The sequence below is a fragment of the Rhodopila sp. genome (genome assembly GCF_965276935.1).
Classification (GTDB): Bacteria; Pseudomonadota; Alphaproteobacteria; order Acetobacterales; family Acetobacteraceae; genus Rhodopila.
Genome location: NZ_CBDIBS010000004.1, coordinates 123,491 through 140,261 on the forward strand (window position 1 = coordinate 123,491; position 16,771 = coordinate 140,261).

Sequence of the window (16,771 nt, forward strand, 5' to 3'; positions counted from 1 at the left end):
CCGAGGCGTTTTCACGTCCCGGTTCAGCGCAGCGTGCGCTCTGCCAGGACCCGCGTCACGGCGTCGACGCGGCGCACCAGCGCGGGATCATGGACGCGGGCATTGGGCCGGACAGCAGCACGATCCTTGACATAGGCACCAGTGACCGTCGCCCATTCCGAGGCCAACGCCACGTGCAGCGGCGTATCCGCGCCTTGCGCCTCCGTCCGCAGGAACGGCGCCATCAGCCGCCAGGCGGCACCGATCGGTCCGCCCTCCCGTATCAGGCCGGTCGCCACCGCGCCGGGATGTACAACGTTAGCCATAACCCCACTGCCGCGCAGTCGCTCGGCGCGCGCGAATGTCGCCATCATGACTGCGAGCTTCGACCGGCCATAAGCCCGTACCATGCCCCAGTGCCGGGTCAGTTCAAGATTATCGGGATCAATGCTGGCACGGTCCGAGGTAGACGAACCGACGTTGACGATCCGTGACGGCGCGCCGGCGCGCAGGGCGTTCTCCAGCGCATCGGTCAGGACAAACGGCGACAGATGGTTGACCGCCAGCACCGCCTCATGTCCTTCGGCCGTCACCTGACGGCGCGCCGAAAACATGCCGGCGTTATTGACGAGCAGGCCGACCCGCGGGTGCGTTGCGGCGATGTCCAGACCGAGACGGTGCGTGGCGCGCAGTGAACTCAGATCGGCCAGCCGCAGTTCTGTGCTGGCGCCGGGCACCTGGCGCGCGATCCAGCCGCGAGCCGCTTCGCCCCGGCCCGCGTCCCGGCCTACCACAATGACATGATGACCGGCGTGCGCGAGGCCCCGCGCGATCCAGCATCCTATGCCGCCTGTGGCACCCGTCACCACGGCTATGGGGGGAGCCGTCTGGTTCATCCGGAACGACGTCTCACCGCCATCATGCACAAGGGCCGTCCGATCGCTCGGCTACCCAAAGATGTCCAGCGGAAGGAACGCGGAGACGATCAGGTTCGGCACGTCGACGACCTGGCTGACTTTCAGGTCGACCGCGACACTGGTCAGGCAATAGGCCTGCGCCCGCGTCAGGCCTCGCGCATCGACCAGATAGTCGATCATGTTGAGCAACGCGTTCCTCGCCGCCATCGACAGGTCTTCCGACTCGTTGCGCAAGCCGTCGCGGCTGACTGGAATCCCGGTCGTCGCATAGAACCGCCGCGGCGTGGCCATTTCGGGTGTCGTGAAGTAGCCGGGGTGCTCGAATGACGGGTCGTTCTGCCGCCGGCGTGTCGCCTCGCCCTTCAGCACCTCGAATTTGGCGACGAACGTGGCACTCGTCTCGACCGCCGTGCCGCACGACTCGCCGTCGCCTTGCGCGAAATGCGCATCGCCGACCGAGAACAGGCCACCCGGCTGATAAACCGGCAGATACAGCGTGGCGCCGGCCGTCAGTTGCTTGATGTCGATGTTGCCACCGGTTTCGTGCGGCGCGATGGTGCGGAATGCCTTGGCGGCGATCGACGGATCGGCTGGCACCGCGGCCGCCGCGTCAGGTGGCAGCACCGCCCCGCCGCGCGACAGCAGATCCGCCTCCCGCCTATTGATCCGCGCCAGCAGGTCGTGCGACGGCGCCACGCCCATCACACCCATGAACGGCGCGCCCGGTATCTTCACCCCCGGAAGATCCTCGGAACAGGCGAAACCACCGGACATTTCCCAATGCACGATATACGGCTCCGGGAAATGCTCTCGCAGGAAACCAAAGCCGGGCATGATGAACGTGAAGCCAAGCGCGGCCGTTTCGATCGCCTCGATCCGGATGGCGAGCAGGTCGCCGGGCTCCGCGCCCGCCACATGCACCGGGCCGGTCAGCGGATGAATGCGGCCCATGTCGATGCCCAAAAGCTCGCTTGGGGTCATGGTCGGGGTGATCTGCCGGTCCAGCGCGTCGATCGTATCCAGCGACACCGTCGAGCCAGAAGCGATGCTCACCGCGGCTGCGATGTCCGGATGCCAGCGGTTGTGTCCCTTGCCGTCCTGCTGCGCCAAGGGCTGAGCCGGGTGGAGGTGGACGTGGGCATCGGCCATGCTGCTCTCCGCGGAGGGTGATGGCACAGTCCAACAGAACTACGGGTGCGTGTCGATCCTGCGAAGGACGATCTTGGGATCAGGCGCATTCCAGGCGGTTGGTTGCCGCCGGCAGATCCGCTGCCGCGCCGCACCGCCGCAGCAACGTACGCAGGCTGCGGATCGCCGGAAAGACTTCCTGGTTCCAATCGGCACCCTGCGCATCATGCGCCGCCTGCTCCGTCTCGACGATGGCACGGTCTTCCTTGAAGATGCGCTCGGTGAACAGCACCAGCAGCGGCCAGGCTGCCTGCAGCAGACCCGGGATCTTCGGCCGTTTCACCGACAGCAGGCCGAATGTCCGGCAGCGTCGCTGTTCACGGTCCAGCGGCACATAGACGATCCAGAGATCCATGACCGGCGTGGCGGAATTCGTGCGAATGCGCAGCGTCTGGTACGGATACTCCGTACGGATCGTCATCAGGTCCTTGTCCGCGGTCCGTTCGCCAATGCCGCGGCGCTGCCCCAGGATGGCAGCCTCGCCGAGCGGCTGCTTGCCGCCGGTCCGGGCAAAGCTGTAGCGCGTTTCCAGCCAGTCCGGGCCGCTATCCTGACCCAGGAACCGCGGCCGCATCTGGCCCATCTGCTTGCGATGCAGGAACTGATGGTTCATGTCCATCAGGTTCTCATGCATGAAACTGTAGTGGCAGGCGATCTCGCGGCCGAAGCGGCGCGTCTTGTAGCTCGGGTCCGCCAGCGACCCGAGCGCAGGCAGCGGCACGTCCGCGGCGCGCGCGGCATTTCCCGGGAACACCAGGATCAGCCCCTCGACCTCCCGGCACGGGTAGGCGCGCACGCCGTTCGGCAGTTTTCCCTTGCCGAGGTAGGGAACATCGATGCAGCGCCCGGACGCGTCGTACGCCCATCCATGATAGCCGCAGCGCACGGCACAACCCTCGACCACGCCCTGGTTGAGCGGGACCTGTCGATGTGCGCAACGGTCCGCCAGCGCGAAGACAGGCCCTTGCTTGGGCCGGACCAGCACGATCGGATCGCCCGCGAACCGGGTCGCCAGCGTCCGCCCAGGCTTCAGTTCGTGCGACCAGGCGAGCGGATACCAATGGTCCGGATGCGACCCGACGCGCCGCAGATCACGCTCCGGTTCGGCGTTCCAAACCTCGTTCTCAAGGATAGGCAGGTTCTGATCCATCAAGACCTTTCAATTGACATCGCTGGTTGGACCGGCAGTCGTGGACGCCGGTTCACGCCCGCAGAACAGGCTTTGGCGGTATCGATGAGTTCGGTCCCGAGATCGAAGCGAAGCTTCGGGAAACGAGATCAGGTCGCTGTTTCGAACTACCGACGGGTATGTTGCTGGAAACAGCAACAGAAGAGCGCGCGTTCATGAACACTCTTGTAGACCGTTTCGATCGTCTTTGCCAGATCGGCCTGATAACGTCTTCACCTATCTGCCGCGTCAGCCTGATGCGGGTTGGACACTGTAAGCAATCGACCGGGCGGCGAAATCGCGGCTTCGCGCGCCGATATCCACCCGGCTGAGCGAACGACGCTGGGTGGACATGAGATGCGGATCGGCATCGTCCGCCGTCTCGGCAACGGAACCGCCGTCCCATATGTGACGCGACAATTCCGCTGCTTGTGGCGCATTGGACATCATCGTCAGGTCACTCTGGTACTGCTCAAGCCCGCACAACGTTCGCATGACGGCGGGAACCTCGCAGGCGGGGAGCGGTTGGCTGAACAGATAGCCCTGCACGTTGGTGCAGCCCCGGGCACGCAGCGTTGCAAGCTGGTCTTCTGTCTCCACGCCTTCCGCGGTCGTCGTCATGCCAAGGCCGCCGGCGAGATCTATGATGGCTCCCACGATGACGGCGGAGTCCCTGTTCGTGTCGACATCGCGAATGAAGGATCGGTCGATCTTGATCTTGTCGAATGGAAAGCTGCGGAGGTAGCCGAGCGATGAATAGCCGGTGCCAAAGTCATCCAGGGCAATGCGAATGCCGTGCGCACGGAGCTGGTGCAACAAGGCCAGCCGGTCATCGCTGCGCTGCAGCAGGACCGATTCCGTGATCTCGAGTTCCAGCCGGTTCGGCGCCAACCCCGAAGCAGCAAGCGCCTCCTGCACCACGGCAAGAAGCTGCCCGCCCTTGAACTGGGCAGGCGAAAGATTGACCGCGATGTCGATCTCCTGCGGCCAGGCCGCTGCCTCCAGGCAGGCCGTTCGAAGCACCCACTCGCCGATCTGGACGATCAGGCCGGTTTCCTCGGCGATCGGGATGAAGTCAGCCGGCTTGATCAGGCCCCGGCCGGGGTGGTTCCAACGTATCAGCGCCTCAAATCCCGTCACCCGGCCAGAGCGGAGATCGACAAATGGCTGATAGTGCAACTCGAGCTCATTCCCCGGTACGGCTTGGCACAGATCGAGCTCGAGCGCGCGACGCTCCTCAACCCGCGCATCCATCTCTGGTGCGAAGAACCGGTAGGTTCCGCGCCCTTCCGCCTTTGCCAGGTAAAGCGCGATGTCGGTGTTCTTCAGCAGTGTCTCAAGTGAGGTCCCGGCATCGTCCGCCATGGCGATCCCGATGCTCACGCCCACCGCGATCTTGTGACCATCGATGTCATAGGGTTCGTGGATAAGCTTGATGATGCGGTCGGCCAAGGTAGCCGCGTGTTCAGGCAGTGAAAGGCCCACCTGTATGATCGCGAACTCATCACCGCCAAGACGCGCGACCGTATCGGCTTGCTTGACAGCCGCGAGCAGCCGGCCGGCAACGGCACGCAGCAATCCGTCGCCCACCGGATGCCCCAGCGTGTCATTGATCACCTTGAAGCGGTCAAGGTCGAGGCACAGCAAGGCGCATTCGGTTCCGCGCCGGGTCAGGGCCATCGCCTGCTCCAGCCGTTCCCGGAACAGCACACGGTTCGGCAATCGAGTCAGGGCGTCATGGCGCGCCATGAAAACAAGGTCCGCCTCGGCGCGCCGCCGTTCGGTGATGTCCTCGTGCGTCGAGACCCATCCGTTGTTCGGCAGCGGCTGGTAATGCATCGAGATGATGCGTCCGTCGCTGAGCTCGTCCGTGACGTTGAAGGGTATTGCCGGGCGCGCAAGCTTTTCCCGCCGCGCAAGGAAATCGGCTCGCGTCATGTCGGGGAAACTGCCAAGCGCCAGGCGGTGGTCAAGGATGTCCGACAGCAACGTTCCCGTGCGCGTCTGGTCTGGCGACAACCGATAGATCTCGGCATAACGACGGTTGCAAACAATCAGCTTCTGATCGCCGTCGAAGAACGTAAGGCCCTGCGATATGGAGTCGAGCACCGCGTGGAACTGCAGACGACCGAGTTCCAGGTTGGCATTTGCCTCCGCCAGTTGCGCATTGTTCTCCCGAAGGATTGTGGCCTCGCGCTTCGCCGAAGCCAGCAGACGCCTTTCCAGCGCCTGGGCCTGCCGTGCCTTCTCGCGCAGCATCTCGACCGCTCGGCCAATCTCACCCAGTTGATCCGTGCGGCCGGCGCATGGCACGGAGATGTCGAGCCGGCCGTCCCCCATGGTGCGAACCGCGCCCGCGAGTGCCTGCAACGGCCGCATATTGGCTCGCAACACCAGCCAGCCGAGGGCGCCAACGACAAGGATCACGACCAGGGAAGCCACGCAGCTTTGCTCGATGATTTCGTCCAGCACCGTTTGAACGTCGGCACGCGGCACACCTACGAACAGGATACCGATCCGCCTGCCAGCGACATCGCGCAACGGCTCGTACACGGTGAAATATTGAACGCCGAGGATGTCGTTTATGCCGCGATACGTCTGCCCACGGCCGAGCACGGCATCCCGCGCCGCCCCCGCGGCAAGTCTTGTTCCGATCGCAGGGGAACCGTCGGGACGCTTCACGGTCGTCGCGACCCGGGTATCGCCAGCAAACACCGTGGCTACCCCACCCGTGATGCGGCTGACATCCTCCACCACCTTTTCAAGCCCGTCCGCGGCCTCGCCATCCAGCGTAAGGCGACTGTCGTCGTCCAACTGCCAATGCGTCCCATGCTGACGCAGTGCCACTTTCAGCACCGCGAGGTTGACGTCGAGATGCACCTGTGCTGCCCGTGTCTCGGATCGTCCGACGATGTGCAGTGTCCAGGCCTGCAGCACAAGGACGGCAATCACGACGGCAACAAGCGACGTCATCAGCAGCCCAGGGACAATGCCAATCTGGCCGATACGACTTCGTCGCGTCGCAACAGCTTTGACCATCGACCTCTTATCCCGTGGCATGGGAATGAAGGTCTCAAATAGTTATTAATAAATCATTACCTGCTGCCGGCGGACGCTGCACCCAAAGCCCTTCAAGGCGCTGGCGTGCCCATCGATTACCGTCCCGTGCCGCCGACCATGGTCCTGCTCCACCGCTCGGAGCGTGTGAGAGGCGTCACGACGGGCAGCCCCGCCATTAGCATTCCAGCCGCTATGGCGTTGGAACCTCGGCCAACTTGACCCAGCGGCGACGGTGCGGCGGCGCCACGAACACTCCGGACAAGCCTTGCCAATGCCGCATGTTCGCGTTAGGCCGCGAGCTGCTGTTCGAAACGCCGTTGCCGCCATTGCAGCAGCTTCCACGCCAGTTTGGTCGCACCGATCGACAGCCGGCCGCGCGGCGGCAGTCCGACCGCCTTCAGCACCATGCCCGTGCTGCGTTCGACGTGGCGATACCGGTAGAAGCCCATCGCCAGCGCCATGTAGGACGCGATGCACCGCTTGTGCTGGTACAACACCGATTCAGGTTCGTTGCCGCAGTGGTAGGCATAAGCCAGCTCGTCGTCCTCGGATTCGCCGATCCGGCCCAGCGCGATCCGCAGCCGGCTGAGCATCGACAGGTTCTCACGCGACAGGTATCGGCGCATGTGATCGTAGAACAGCTTGAAGTGCCGGTACTCGTCGGCCGCGATCAGCTTGCAGACCTGCTTCAGCACCGGTTCCCCGGTGGCCTCGGCCAGCGCGGTGTAGTAGCTCGATGTGCCGGTTTCGACCATGCAGCGAGCGATCAGCTCGCCGGTGCGGGAGCCGCGGATGGACGCATCGGCATCCGTGTTGACGCTGTAGCCGGCGCGGTAGCGATCGAACGCGGCGGCGAAGTCCCAGCCTGGATCAGCCAGTTCGGCCCATTTCGCCAGCGCGTCGCCATGCTGGACCTCCTCCAGCGCCCAGTTGTCGGCGGCCTGGCGGAAGTCCGGATCGTCCCCGAACACGCCGCCAAGATACAACGCATAGTCGGTTCCGTTGCGCTCCACCATCGCCGCCGCCTTCACCAGGGGAACGAGCTGTGCGTCCACCGCGGCCGGATCAAATCGATCCCAGGCAATGTCCTCGATCCGCCAGTGCTTCATCTTGTGGCCATGACTTGCTCAACGACTATCGTGCGCTGACACCCGCGCCAGGCACGCTCGGATCCGATATATGCGCGGGGCGATTGAAAAAAACCGCCGGTGCACCGGTTGCCAGGACACATTACGTCAAGCTGTGGCTGCCATGGCACAAGTTGAGCCAATTCAACATGATGACATCAGGCTGGCGGGTGAACGCCCGCCGCCCTACCCGGTGCCGCCAGCCGCTTCCACCATGGCGCGGGCTGACTGGACCCGATCCAGCGCGGCATCCTCGGTCGGCACGTCGCGCTTGTCCGCTGCGTCATAGGCGGCATCAGCCTCGGCCAGCCGCCGTTCGGCGTCGGTCCGGTTCAGCTCGCCCAGCGGCACCGCGAGGTTGGCCAGCACGGTGCAACGCTCCGGCGTCACTTCGGCGAAGCCGCCATCGACGAACAGCCGGTCGGTGATGCGATCATTTTCATGCAGCTCGATCGTCCCGCCCCGCAGCATGACGATCATCGGCGTGTGGCCTTCCAGCACCCCCATGTCGCCTTCCGACGCCGGGATCACCGCCATGTCCACCGGACGCGACAGCAGTAACCGTTCCGGGCTGACGATTTCCAGCGAAATCGGCATGGCGCCAACGCCCTCTCAGGCCTTTGCCTTCATGGACTCCGCTTTCTCCACCGCCTCCTCGATCGTGCCGACCATGTAGAAGGCGGCCTCCGGCAGATGATCGTATTCGCCGGCGCAGATCGCCTTGAAGCTGCGGACCGTGTCGGCCACCGCCACCAGCTTGCCGGGAAAGCCGGTGAAGACTTCCGCGACGTGGAAGGGCTGCGACAGGAACTTCTGGATCTTGCGGGCGCGGGCGACCACCAGCTTGTCCTCCTCGGACAGCTCGTCCATGCCCAGAATGGCGATGATGTCCTGCAGCGACTTGTAGGTCTGCAGAATGCGCTGGGTCTCGCGCGCCACGGCATAGTGCTCCTCGCCGACGATGCGCGGATCAAGCGAGCGCGACGTGGAATCCAGCGGATCGACCGCCGGATAGATGCCCAGCTCCGCGATCTGGCGGTTCAGCGTGGTGGTGGCATCCAGGTGGGCAAACGACGTCGCCGGCGCCGGGTCGGTCAGATCGTCGGCGGGTACATAGATCGCCTGGATCGAGGTGATCGACCCCTTGTTGGTGGAGGTGATCCGTTCCTGCAACGCGCCCATATCGGTGGCCAAGGTCGGCTGGTAGCCCACCGCCGAGGGAATGCGGCCCAGCAGCGCAGACACTTCCGCGCCGGCCTGGGTGAAGCGGAAGATGTTGTCGACGAAGAACAGCACGTCCTGGCCTTCTTCATCGCGAAAGTATTCCGCCATCGTCAGGCCGGACAGGCCGACGCGCGCCCGCGCGCCCGGCGGCTCGTTCATCTGGCCGTACATCAGCGCGACCTTGGAGCCTTCCTGCAACGTACCATCCTCGCCCATCTTGATGACGCCGGCGTCGATCATCTCATGATACAGGTCGTTGCCTTCACGGGTGCGCTCACCCACGCCGGCGAATACCGATACGCCGCCATGCGCCTTGGCGATGTTGTTGATCAGCTCCTGGATCAGCACCGTCTTGCCGACCCCGGCGCCCCCGAACAGGCCGACCTTGCCGCCCTTCAGGTAGGGGCACAGCAGGTCGACCACCTTGATGCCGGTGACCAGGATCTCGGCCGAAGTGGCCTGCTCCTCGAAGCTCGGTGCCGGCCGATGGATCGGGTAGCGCTTGGCGGTGTGGACCGGGCCCTTCTCGTCGATCGGCTCACCAATCACGTTCATGATGCGGCCCAATGTCTCCGGCCCGACCGGCACGGTAATCGACTCGCCGGTGTCCTTGACCTCCTGGCCGCGCACCAGGCCGTCGGTGACGTCCATGGCGATGCAGCGGACGGTACGCTCACCCAGTTCCTGCGCCACTTCCAGCACCAGGACACGGTCCTCGATCTGGCAGAGCAGCGCGTTCTGGATGAACGGCAGGTCGCCATCGAATTGCACGTCCACCACGGCGCCCAGAACCTGGGTCACCCGACCGACGATGTTGCTTGCCATCAGAATGCTTCCTTCGTGGTGCGGCTATATGAAAATCAGGGTCAGAGGGCTTCGGCGCCGGAGATGATCTCGATCAGTTCCTTGGTAATGTTCGCCTGGCGGGCGCGGTTGTAGTTCTGGCTCAGCCGCTTGATCATGTCGCCGGCGTTGCGCGTCGCGTTGTCCATCGAGGTCATCCGCGCGCCATGCTCGCCCGCGGCGCTTTCCAGCAGCGCGCGATACACCTGGATGGCGATCGCCTGCGGCAGCAGCCTGGCCAGGATGGTTTCCTCGTCCGGCTCGAATTCATAGATGGCGCCGCCGGTATCCTCGGTTTGACCCTCCGGCGGTGGTGGCGCGGGAATGATCTGCTGTTCCGTCACCACTTGCGAGATCACCGACTGGAAGCGGTTATAGATGATCGTCGCCACATCGATCTCACCGTCCGCCAGCATCGCCGTGACGCGCGCCCCGACATCCTGCGCATCGGCGAACTCGATCCGGCGCTTGCCGGCATAGCTGATGTCGTCGGCGATCCGGCTGGCAAGCTCGCGCCGCAGGTAGTCGCGCCCCTTGCGGCCGACAGCGAGGATCTTCACCGTCTTGCCCTCTGACTCCAGCCGGCGAGCCAGGTTGCGGGTCGCTCGGCCGATATTCGAGTTGAAGGCACCTGCCAGACCACGGTCGGCGGTCACCGCGATCAGCAGTTGTACTTTATCCTGCCCGGTTCCCACCAGCAGCGGCGGGGCCGTAGGCGAATCCGCCACCGACGCCGCCAGCGCCCGCAGCATCCGGTCCATCCGCTCCGCATACGGCCGCGCGGCCTCCGCCTGCTGCTGCGCGCGCCGCAGCTTGGACGCCGCCACCATCTTCATGGCCGAGGTGATCTTCTGCGTCGACTTGACGCTGTTGATGCGGGTCCGAAGCGCCTTCAGGCTGGGCATTCCGTGGCGCCTCTAGCTGAACGACTTGGCGAAATTGTCCAGGAACGTAACCAGCTTCTTCTCGGTCTCCGGCTTGAGCTCCAGATCATTCCGGATCGCCTCCAGAATACCCGGCTCCCGCGACTTCAACTCGCCGATGAACCGCGATTCGAACGGACCCACCTTGCCGACATCGATCTTGTCGAGATAGCCGCGCACGCCGGTGAAGATCGCCACCACCTGCTCCTCGATCGGCATCGGATGGTATTGCGGCTGCTTCAGCAGTTCGGTCAGCCGCGAGCCGCGCGCCAGCAACTGCTGCGTGGACGCGTCAAGATCCGAGGAGAACTGCGCGAACGACGCCATCTCCCGATACTGCGCCAGTTCCAGCTTGATGCGGCCGGCGACCTGCTTCATCGCCTTAATCTGCGCCGCCGAACCGACTCGCGACACCGACAGCCCGACGTTCACCGCCGGGCGGATGCCGCGGAAGAACAGCTCGGTTTCCAGGAAGATCTGGCCGTCGGTGATCGAGATCACGTTGGTCGGAATGTAGGCGGAGACGTCTCCAGCCTGCGTCTCGATCACCGGCAGCGCCGTCAGCGAACCGGCGCCAAGCTCGTCGTTCATCTTCGCCGCGCGTTCCAGCAGGCGCGAATGCAGATAGAACACATCGCCCGGATAGGCCTCCCGGCCGGGCGGGCGGCGCAGCAGCAGCGACATCTGCCGGTAGGCGACGGCCTGCTTGGACAGATCGTCATAGAAGATCACCGCATGCTGGCCGCTGTCGCGGAAGAATTCGCCCATGGTGCAGCCGGTATAGGGTGCCAGGAACTGCATCGGCGCCGGGTCGGACGCGGTGGCGGCAACCACGATGGAATAGTCCATCGCGCCGTTCTCCTCCAGCGTGCGCACCAACTGCGCAACGGTGGAGCGCTTCTGGCCGATCGCGACGTAGATGCAGAACAACGCCTTCTTGGGATCGTCGGACGCGTTGATCCCCTTCTGGTTGATGCCCTTCTGGTTAATGATCGTGTCGATGATCACCGCGGTCTTGCCGGTCTGGCGGTCGCCGATGATCAGCTCCCGCTGGCCGCGCCCCACCGGGATCAGCGCGTCGATCGCCTTCAGGCCGGTCTGCATCGGCTCGTGCACCGACTTGCGGGGAATGATGCCCGGCGCCTTGACCTCGACGCGGCTCATTTTCGCGTCGGCGATCGGGCCCTTGCCATCGATCGGATTGCCCAGGCCATCGACCACGCGCCCCAGCAGGCCGCGGCCGGTCGGAACCTCGACGATCGAGCCGGTGCGGGCCACCGTGTCGCCCTCGCGGATTGCCGTGTCGTCGCCAAAGATCACGATCCCGACGTTGTCGGTTTCCAGGTTCAGCGCCATGCCGCGCAGGCCGGCGGTCGGGAACTCGACCATCTCGCCGGCCATGACGTTCTGCAGGCCGAAGACGCGGGCGATGCCGTCGCCGACCGACAGCACCTGGCCGGTTTCGGCGACATTGGCCTCGGTATCGAACGCGGCGATCTGCTTCTTCAGGATCTCCGAGATCTCGGCTGGGCGGATCTCCATCTCACGCGGCTCCCTTCATGGCGTACTGCAGGCGTTGCAGCCGGGATTTCAGACTGGTGTCGTACAGGCGGGCGCCAATCCGGACGATCAGGCCGCCCAACAGATCTGGCTCGACCCGCTCATTGATGTTGACGTTGCCGTAGCCAGCTTCGATCAGGCGAGCGCGAAGCTGCTGGCGCTGCACGTCGGTCAGCGGATGGGCGGACGCGACATGCGCGGTGATGATGCCGCGCCGGCGCGCCACCAGACCGGCGAAGGCGGCGACGATATCGCGCAGTTCGCGCAGGCGGCGATTGACTGAAACGACGCCGACGAAATCCCGCACCGCCTTGCCGAAACCCTCCTGCTGCAGCACCGCCTGCGCCGCGGCGGTCGCGGTCTTCACATCGATCAGGGGCGATGCCAGTAGCCGCCGGAAATCCGCGCTGGCGTCGATCAGCCGGCCCAGGCCATCCATGTCCGATACGACGGCATCGAGCGCGCGGCTTTCCTCGGCATGGGCATAGAGCGCGGCGGCGTAGCGATCAACCAGGCCGCCGGCACCGGATGCGATTGTCGAAGCCTCAGAGGCCACGGGCTGTTCCATGTGTTGGGCCGAACCAAAGCGGCCCGGGCGTGAGTCTTTCCATGCGGCCGAGCGAAGCGGCGCGGCGCGTCTAGCATGGGGTATGGGGGCACGCAACACGCGACCAAGCGGTTTCATGACGTCTTGACCGCTGGCGCAACGGCTGATGGCCACCGTTTACGCGGTTCTTGACGCACCATGGTACCAGCGGCAAAATTAACCGCCGTTCATATTGGGACTTCCTCGCATGGCGCTGAGCCGATCGACCCGTGTCAACATTCTGATTGGCAACGGCCATTTCCTGTCGCACTTCTATATCCTGTGCCTGCCGCCGATGTTCATCGTCTGGCAGACCGCCTTCAACGTCAGCTTCGCTGAACTCGGGCTGACCATCGCGCTGATGTCGGGCACCACCGCGATCCTGCAGACGCCGGTCGGCTTCCTGGTGGACCGTCACGGTGCGCGCCGGTTCCTGGTCGGCGGCGCGCTGCTGATGTCCTTGTCGATCGCGGCGATGGGACTGGCGACGTCATTCTGGCAGGTGCTGGTGCTGGCGACGCTGTCCGGTGTCGGCAACTCGGTGATCCATCCGGCGGATTATGCCATCCTGTCCGGCTCCGTCGACAAGGACCGCATGGGGCGCTCTTTCGCGCTGCACACGTTCAGCGGCAACCTCGGCTTTTCCGCCGGGCCGCCGGTCGCCGCCTGCCTTATGGCCTTGGTCGGCTGGCGCGGCACCCTGCTGACCGTCGGCCTGCTGGGCATCCCCGTGGTGCTGTCCATCCTGTTGCAGAGCCGCGTCCTGCGCGATCAGGTTACCACGCCAGCCGCCCACGCCGGTGCTCGGCTTTCAGGCCGGGACCTGCTGACCAGCCGGACGATGATCCTGTTCTTCATGTTCTTCGCCCTCGGCGCCATGGCCAGCGGCGGTGTGCAGTCGTGGCTGGTGACCGTGCTGCATACCGTCAAGGGCGTCGATCTGCCGGTCGCCGCAACCGCGCTGACCGCCTACATGGTCGGCTCGACCTGCGGCGTGCTGTTCGGCGGCTGGTTCGCCGACACGTTCAAACACCACGTCCTGCCCTTCATAACCGGCCTGACCATTCTCTCGGCACTGCTGATGCTCGCCGTCGACTGGCTCAGCCTGCCGATCGTGGCGATCTTCGCGATGACCTTCGCCTCCGGCCTGGCATTGGGGGCCAGCCGGACGCCGCGCGACGTGATGGTGAAGGACGCGGCACCGCCCGGCGAGATCGGCAAGGTGTTCGGCTTCGTCAGCGCCGGCCTGCCGCTGGGCAGCGCCATCACGCCGGTCCCCTTCGGCATGCTGATCGACCGCGGCCATCCGGAACTGGTGCTTGTCCTGGTCGCCGTCGTCCTGCTGCTCAGCCTGTTCTGCGGCGGATCGGCCCAGGTCTCGGCACGGACCGGGGAAGCCGTGGTGCTGGCGGCGGAGTAGGCCGTCCGCTCTTCGTTAAAGGCAAGCGGACGGTTTAGGACCTGGATACGCCCATCCACCCAACAATCTGCGGGCAAATTATGCCTGCGAGTCATGCATTCGTCACCTAATCCCGTCATGGCGAGCCTGCCAACCTGACCGGAAACCACACTAATTGACGCAAAGTCGAGCTGAAGCGGATCAGTCAGCAGGCGTGCGTCACCCGATCGGACAAAGCCTTGGACCATGTTCGGACACCGGCCGCGAGACAGCCTCAAACAATCCTGGACCAACACCCATTACGCTCCATCCCGTCCGGACTTGCTGTCGCGGCATCGGCTGGAATAGGTAGCTGAAAGGAATGAAGTCGTCAGTGCAAGGGACGCCGATCTTGATCCGGACGGCGGTGATGACGCGCACTACGTCAGCCATAACGCCTACTTCTATAGCATATGCTAGAAATAGCGATAAATTTGACTTAAAATAGGGCATATGAGGATCAGTCCATGAGGTAATTGCTGCATTCTGAAGCAATCGCGGTTTGCCATCCGTCCGACCCTTGTGTACGGTTGTCATGCATCAGGGAGCTGACGCCATGCACGACCAGGCCGCGATCGAGGAGCAGATCCGTCGCCGCTACCACCAGCCCAAAGGGGTGGAGCAGTTCGGCGTCGAGCCGATCCCGGCGGAAAAGAAGACCGTCCGCGGGCTGGACATCTTCTCCATCATTATCGGTCTCTGCCTCAGTCCCGGATCGATCATGGTCGGCGGACTTGCGGTCGTATCAGGCCTTTCGTTCGTCGGCGCCGTCACCGCGATCACCCTTGGGATGGCGATCGCGGTGGTGCCCTACACCATCATGGCCACCGTCGGCGTCGACTACGGCCTGCCGGGCCAGGTGGGCACCCGCATGGCATACGGCCTGCTCGGCGCGAAGTGGATTCCGTCGCTGATCCGTACCTTCGCCTCGGTCTACTGGTTTGCCTTCCAGACCGTCGCCGGATCACTCGCCCTGGTGGCCGTGTTGCACCGTTGGACCGGCGCGCAATTCTCCCTGGTCACCGTCAGCCTGGTATTCGCCATCCTGCAGGCCTTCGTCGCCATCGTCGGCTACAACAGCCTGAAGCACCTGTCGCGCATCGCGCTGCCGCTGAAGCTTTGCATCCTCGGCTATGCCTTGCTGGTGATGGCCACCCACGGCGATCCGCATTTCACCCCAGCGGCCGTGCTGCATTATGCCGGCGGACCGAAAGGCACCTGGCTCGCGTTCATCACCTGGGTAAACGTGCTGGCGGCCAACTCCCTGACCATGGTGACCGACTCGGCGGATTTCTGCCGCTATACCCGCAGCCGGTGGGACATGTGGTGGGGCACCACGGCCGGCAAGCTGGGCGGCGCCTTCTTTTCGGCGATCCTCGGCGCCTATGCTGCTTCCGCGACATTGGGGCATACCGCGAACATGTTCCAGGTTGTCGCCGACCTGTCGACCTGGTGGCTGCCGTTGCTGGCGTTCGTCGTGGTGATCGCCCTGGACAACTGGACCATCAATGTCCTGAACCTCTACACCGGCGGCCTCTCCCTGCTCAACATCTTCGAGCGTCTGGGCCGGTTCTGGAGCACCTTGATCATCAGCGTGCTGGGCATCGCCCTTTCCATCGTGCCGGATGTGGTGAACGGCTACACCAGCTACGTCGGCATGCTGGGCAACTTCTTCTCGCCAATCGCCGGTGTTCTGGTGGCCGACTACCTGTTCGTCAAGCGCATGCGGATCGACGTGGTCGCGCTGTTCGAGCGCGGCGGCCCGTACTGGTACTGGAAGGGGATCAATCCCATCGCGGCCTTCTGGACCGTGGCAGGCTTCCTGATCTACATGTTCGTCATCCCGCAGGCCTATATCCAGACGCTGTGCACGCTGCTGATCACCGGCGCCGGCTACTGGGCGACAACGCGGCTGGTGGCGCTGCGGTCGAATGTCATGGCACGCGCCGCGCGGCCCGGCGACCAGCGGGAGAGCGTGGATGAACTGGCGTGGGATCTGGCGATACGGCGGGCGTGATCGCTCCGGCGCAGGCGATCACACACTCTGAGTAGCGGCATTTGTTGCTCAACAGCGCAAGAAGTTTCGAGGCCCACCGGCGTGTCTCGCGGTTCACCTGTCAAGCCGCGAATGACCCGGACGGCCGCGCCCCTTGTCGCACCCCGTCATTCCGACTACCCAGACGCCAGCCGCCGGATCAGCGCCTGTGCCTCGGGTGCCGACCAGTCGGCCGCCCCTTCCAGACGAGCGACGGCCTGGTTGTTGGTGTTGACGATCACCGTGGTGGGGATGCCGCGGGCGTTGAAGGCCCTGGCCAGCGCGCCCTGTGGATCCAGCAGCACCGGCAGTCCGGTGATGCCATGCGCGGCGTACCAGGCCTGCACCGTATCCGCCCCGCCGCGGTCCGACGATAGCGGCAGTACCGCGATGTCCTGCGGCGCCAGCGCCTTTGACAAGGCCTGCAATGACGGCATCTCGGCCACGCACGGCGCACACCACGTGGCCCACAGGTTCACCACCATGCCGTGGCCCTTGAACTCGCTCAGATGATGGCTGACGCCATCGCCGGAGACGAACACGCCGTCCGGCAGGTTGGCGGGCGGAGACAACGGCTCCAGCCCCTCCGCCAGCGGCGGCAGCCGCTCCTCGGCGCGTGGTTTGCCCGGCAGTGCGGCGGAGGCTAGAATACTTGTCGTGGCTGCCAGGATCGTCCGGCGGTGCGTCATCATCAAGCTGGAACCTTTTGCGTGACCGATACGC

The 16,771-nt window shown here is 64.6% G+C and carries 13 protein-coding genes; 2 read left to right on the forward strand and 11 right to left on the reverse strand.

Annotation, left to right across the window (positions count from 1 at the left end; all coding sequences use genetic code 11):
• Positions 1 to 23 precede the first annotated feature (23 nt).
• The 10 genes from ACQY4S_RS16950 to ACQY4S_RS16995 all read right to left on the reverse strand — a co-directional run bounded on the left by ACQY4S_RS16950 (position 24) and on the right by ACQY4S_RS16995 (position 12,557).
• Positions 24 to 875, reverse strand: a complete 852-nt coding sequence (locus tag ACQY4S_RS16950) for an SDR family NAD(P)-dependent oxidoreductase (protein WP_428486411.1) — start codon at positions 873 to 875, stop codon at positions 24 to 26.
• Between the two features lie 51 nt (positions 876 to 926).
• Positions 927 to 2,045 carry an acetamidase/formamidase family protein gene (locus ACQY4S_RS16955; RefSeq protein ID WP_428486412.1) on the reverse strand — a complete coding sequence of 373 codons (1,119 nt, stop codon included), beginning with the start codon at positions 2,043 to 2,045 and terminating at the stop codon, positions 927 to 929.
• A gap of 79 nt (positions 2,046 to 2,124) precedes the next feature.
• Complete coding sequence (locus ACQY4S_RS16960; RefSeq protein WP_428486413.1) at positions 2,125 to 3,234, reverse strand: Rieske 2Fe-2S domain-containing protein; 1,110 nt, start codon at positions 3,232 to 3,234, stop codon at positions 2,125 to 2,127.
• Between the two features lie 267 nt (positions 3,235 to 3,501).
• Positions 3,502 to 6,291, reverse strand: coding sequence for an EAL domain-containing protein (locus ACQY4S_RS16965; RefSeq protein ID WP_428486414.1), 2,790 nt, complete (start codon positions 6,289 to 6,291; stop codon positions 3,502 to 3,504).
• Positions 6,292 to 6,599: 308 nt separating this feature from the next.
• Positions 6,600 to 7,421 (reverse strand): acyl-ACP desaturase, encoded by an 822-nt coding sequence (locus ACQY4S_RS16970; protein WP_428486415.1) that lies wholly within the window; start codon positions 7,419 to 7,421, stop codon positions 6,600 to 6,602.
• A gap of 204 nt (positions 7,422 to 7,625) precedes the next feature.
• Positions 7,626 to 8,036: an ATP synthase F1 subunit epsilon gene (gene atpC / locus ACQY4S_RS16975; protein ID WP_428486416.1), complete on the reverse strand. Its 411-nt coding sequence runs from the start codon at positions 8,034 to 8,036 to the stop codon at positions 7,626 to 7,628.
• 15 nt (positions 8,037 to 8,051) lie between these two features.
• Positions 8,052 to 9,488 (reverse strand): F0F1 ATP synthase subunit beta, encoded by a 1,437-nt coding sequence (gene atpD, locus ACQY4S_RS16980; RefSeq protein WP_428486417.1) that lies wholly within the window; start codon positions 9,486 to 9,488, stop codon positions 8,052 to 8,054.
• 41 nt (positions 9,489 to 9,529) lie between these two features.
• Positions 9,530 to 10,411, reverse strand: a complete 882-nt coding sequence (locus tag ACQY4S_RS16985) for a F0F1 ATP synthase subunit gamma (RefSeq protein WP_428486418.1) — start codon at positions 10,409 to 10,411, stop codon at positions 9,530 to 9,532.
• Between the two features lie 12 nt (positions 10,412 to 10,423).
• A complete protein-coding gene (atpA, locus tag ACQY4S_RS16990) occupies positions 10,424 to 11,971 on the reverse strand; it encodes a F0F1 ATP synthase subunit alpha (RefSeq protein WP_428486419.1) in 1,548 nt (515 codons plus the stop codon).
• A 1-nt stretch (position 11,972) separates the two neighbouring features.
• Positions 11,973 to 12,557, reverse strand: a complete 585-nt coding sequence (locus ACQY4S_RS16995; RefSeq protein WP_428486420.1) for a F0F1 ATP synthase subunit delta — start codon at positions 12,555 to 12,557, stop codon at positions 11,973 to 11,975.
• Between the two features lie 226 nt (positions 12,558 to 12,783).
• On the opposite strand from ACQY4S_RS16995, the gene ACQY4S_RS17000 reads away from it, so the two are divergent.
• Positions 12,784 to 13,995: an MFS transporter gene (locus ACQY4S_RS17000; RefSeq protein ID WP_428486421.1), complete on the forward strand. Its 1,212-nt coding sequence runs from the start codon at positions 12,784 to 12,786 to the stop codon at positions 13,993 to 13,995.
• A gap of 574 nt (positions 13,996 to 14,569) precedes the next feature.
• Positions 14,570 to 16,030, forward strand: a complete 1,461-nt coding sequence (locus ACQY4S_RS17005) for a purine-cytosine permease family protein (RefSeq protein WP_428486422.1) — start codon at positions 14,570 to 14,572, stop codon at positions 16,028 to 16,030.
• Between the two features lie 155 nt (positions 16,031 to 16,185).
• Here ACQY4S_RS17005 and ACQY4S_RS17010 read toward each other — a convergent pair whose 3' ends face one another.
• Complete coding sequence (locus tag ACQY4S_RS17010) at positions 16,186 to 16,740, reverse strand: TlpA family protein disulfide reductase (protein ID WP_428486423.1); 555 nt, start codon at positions 16,738 to 16,740, stop codon at positions 16,186 to 16,188.
• Between the last annotated feature and the right edge of the window lie 31 nt (positions 16,741 to 16,771).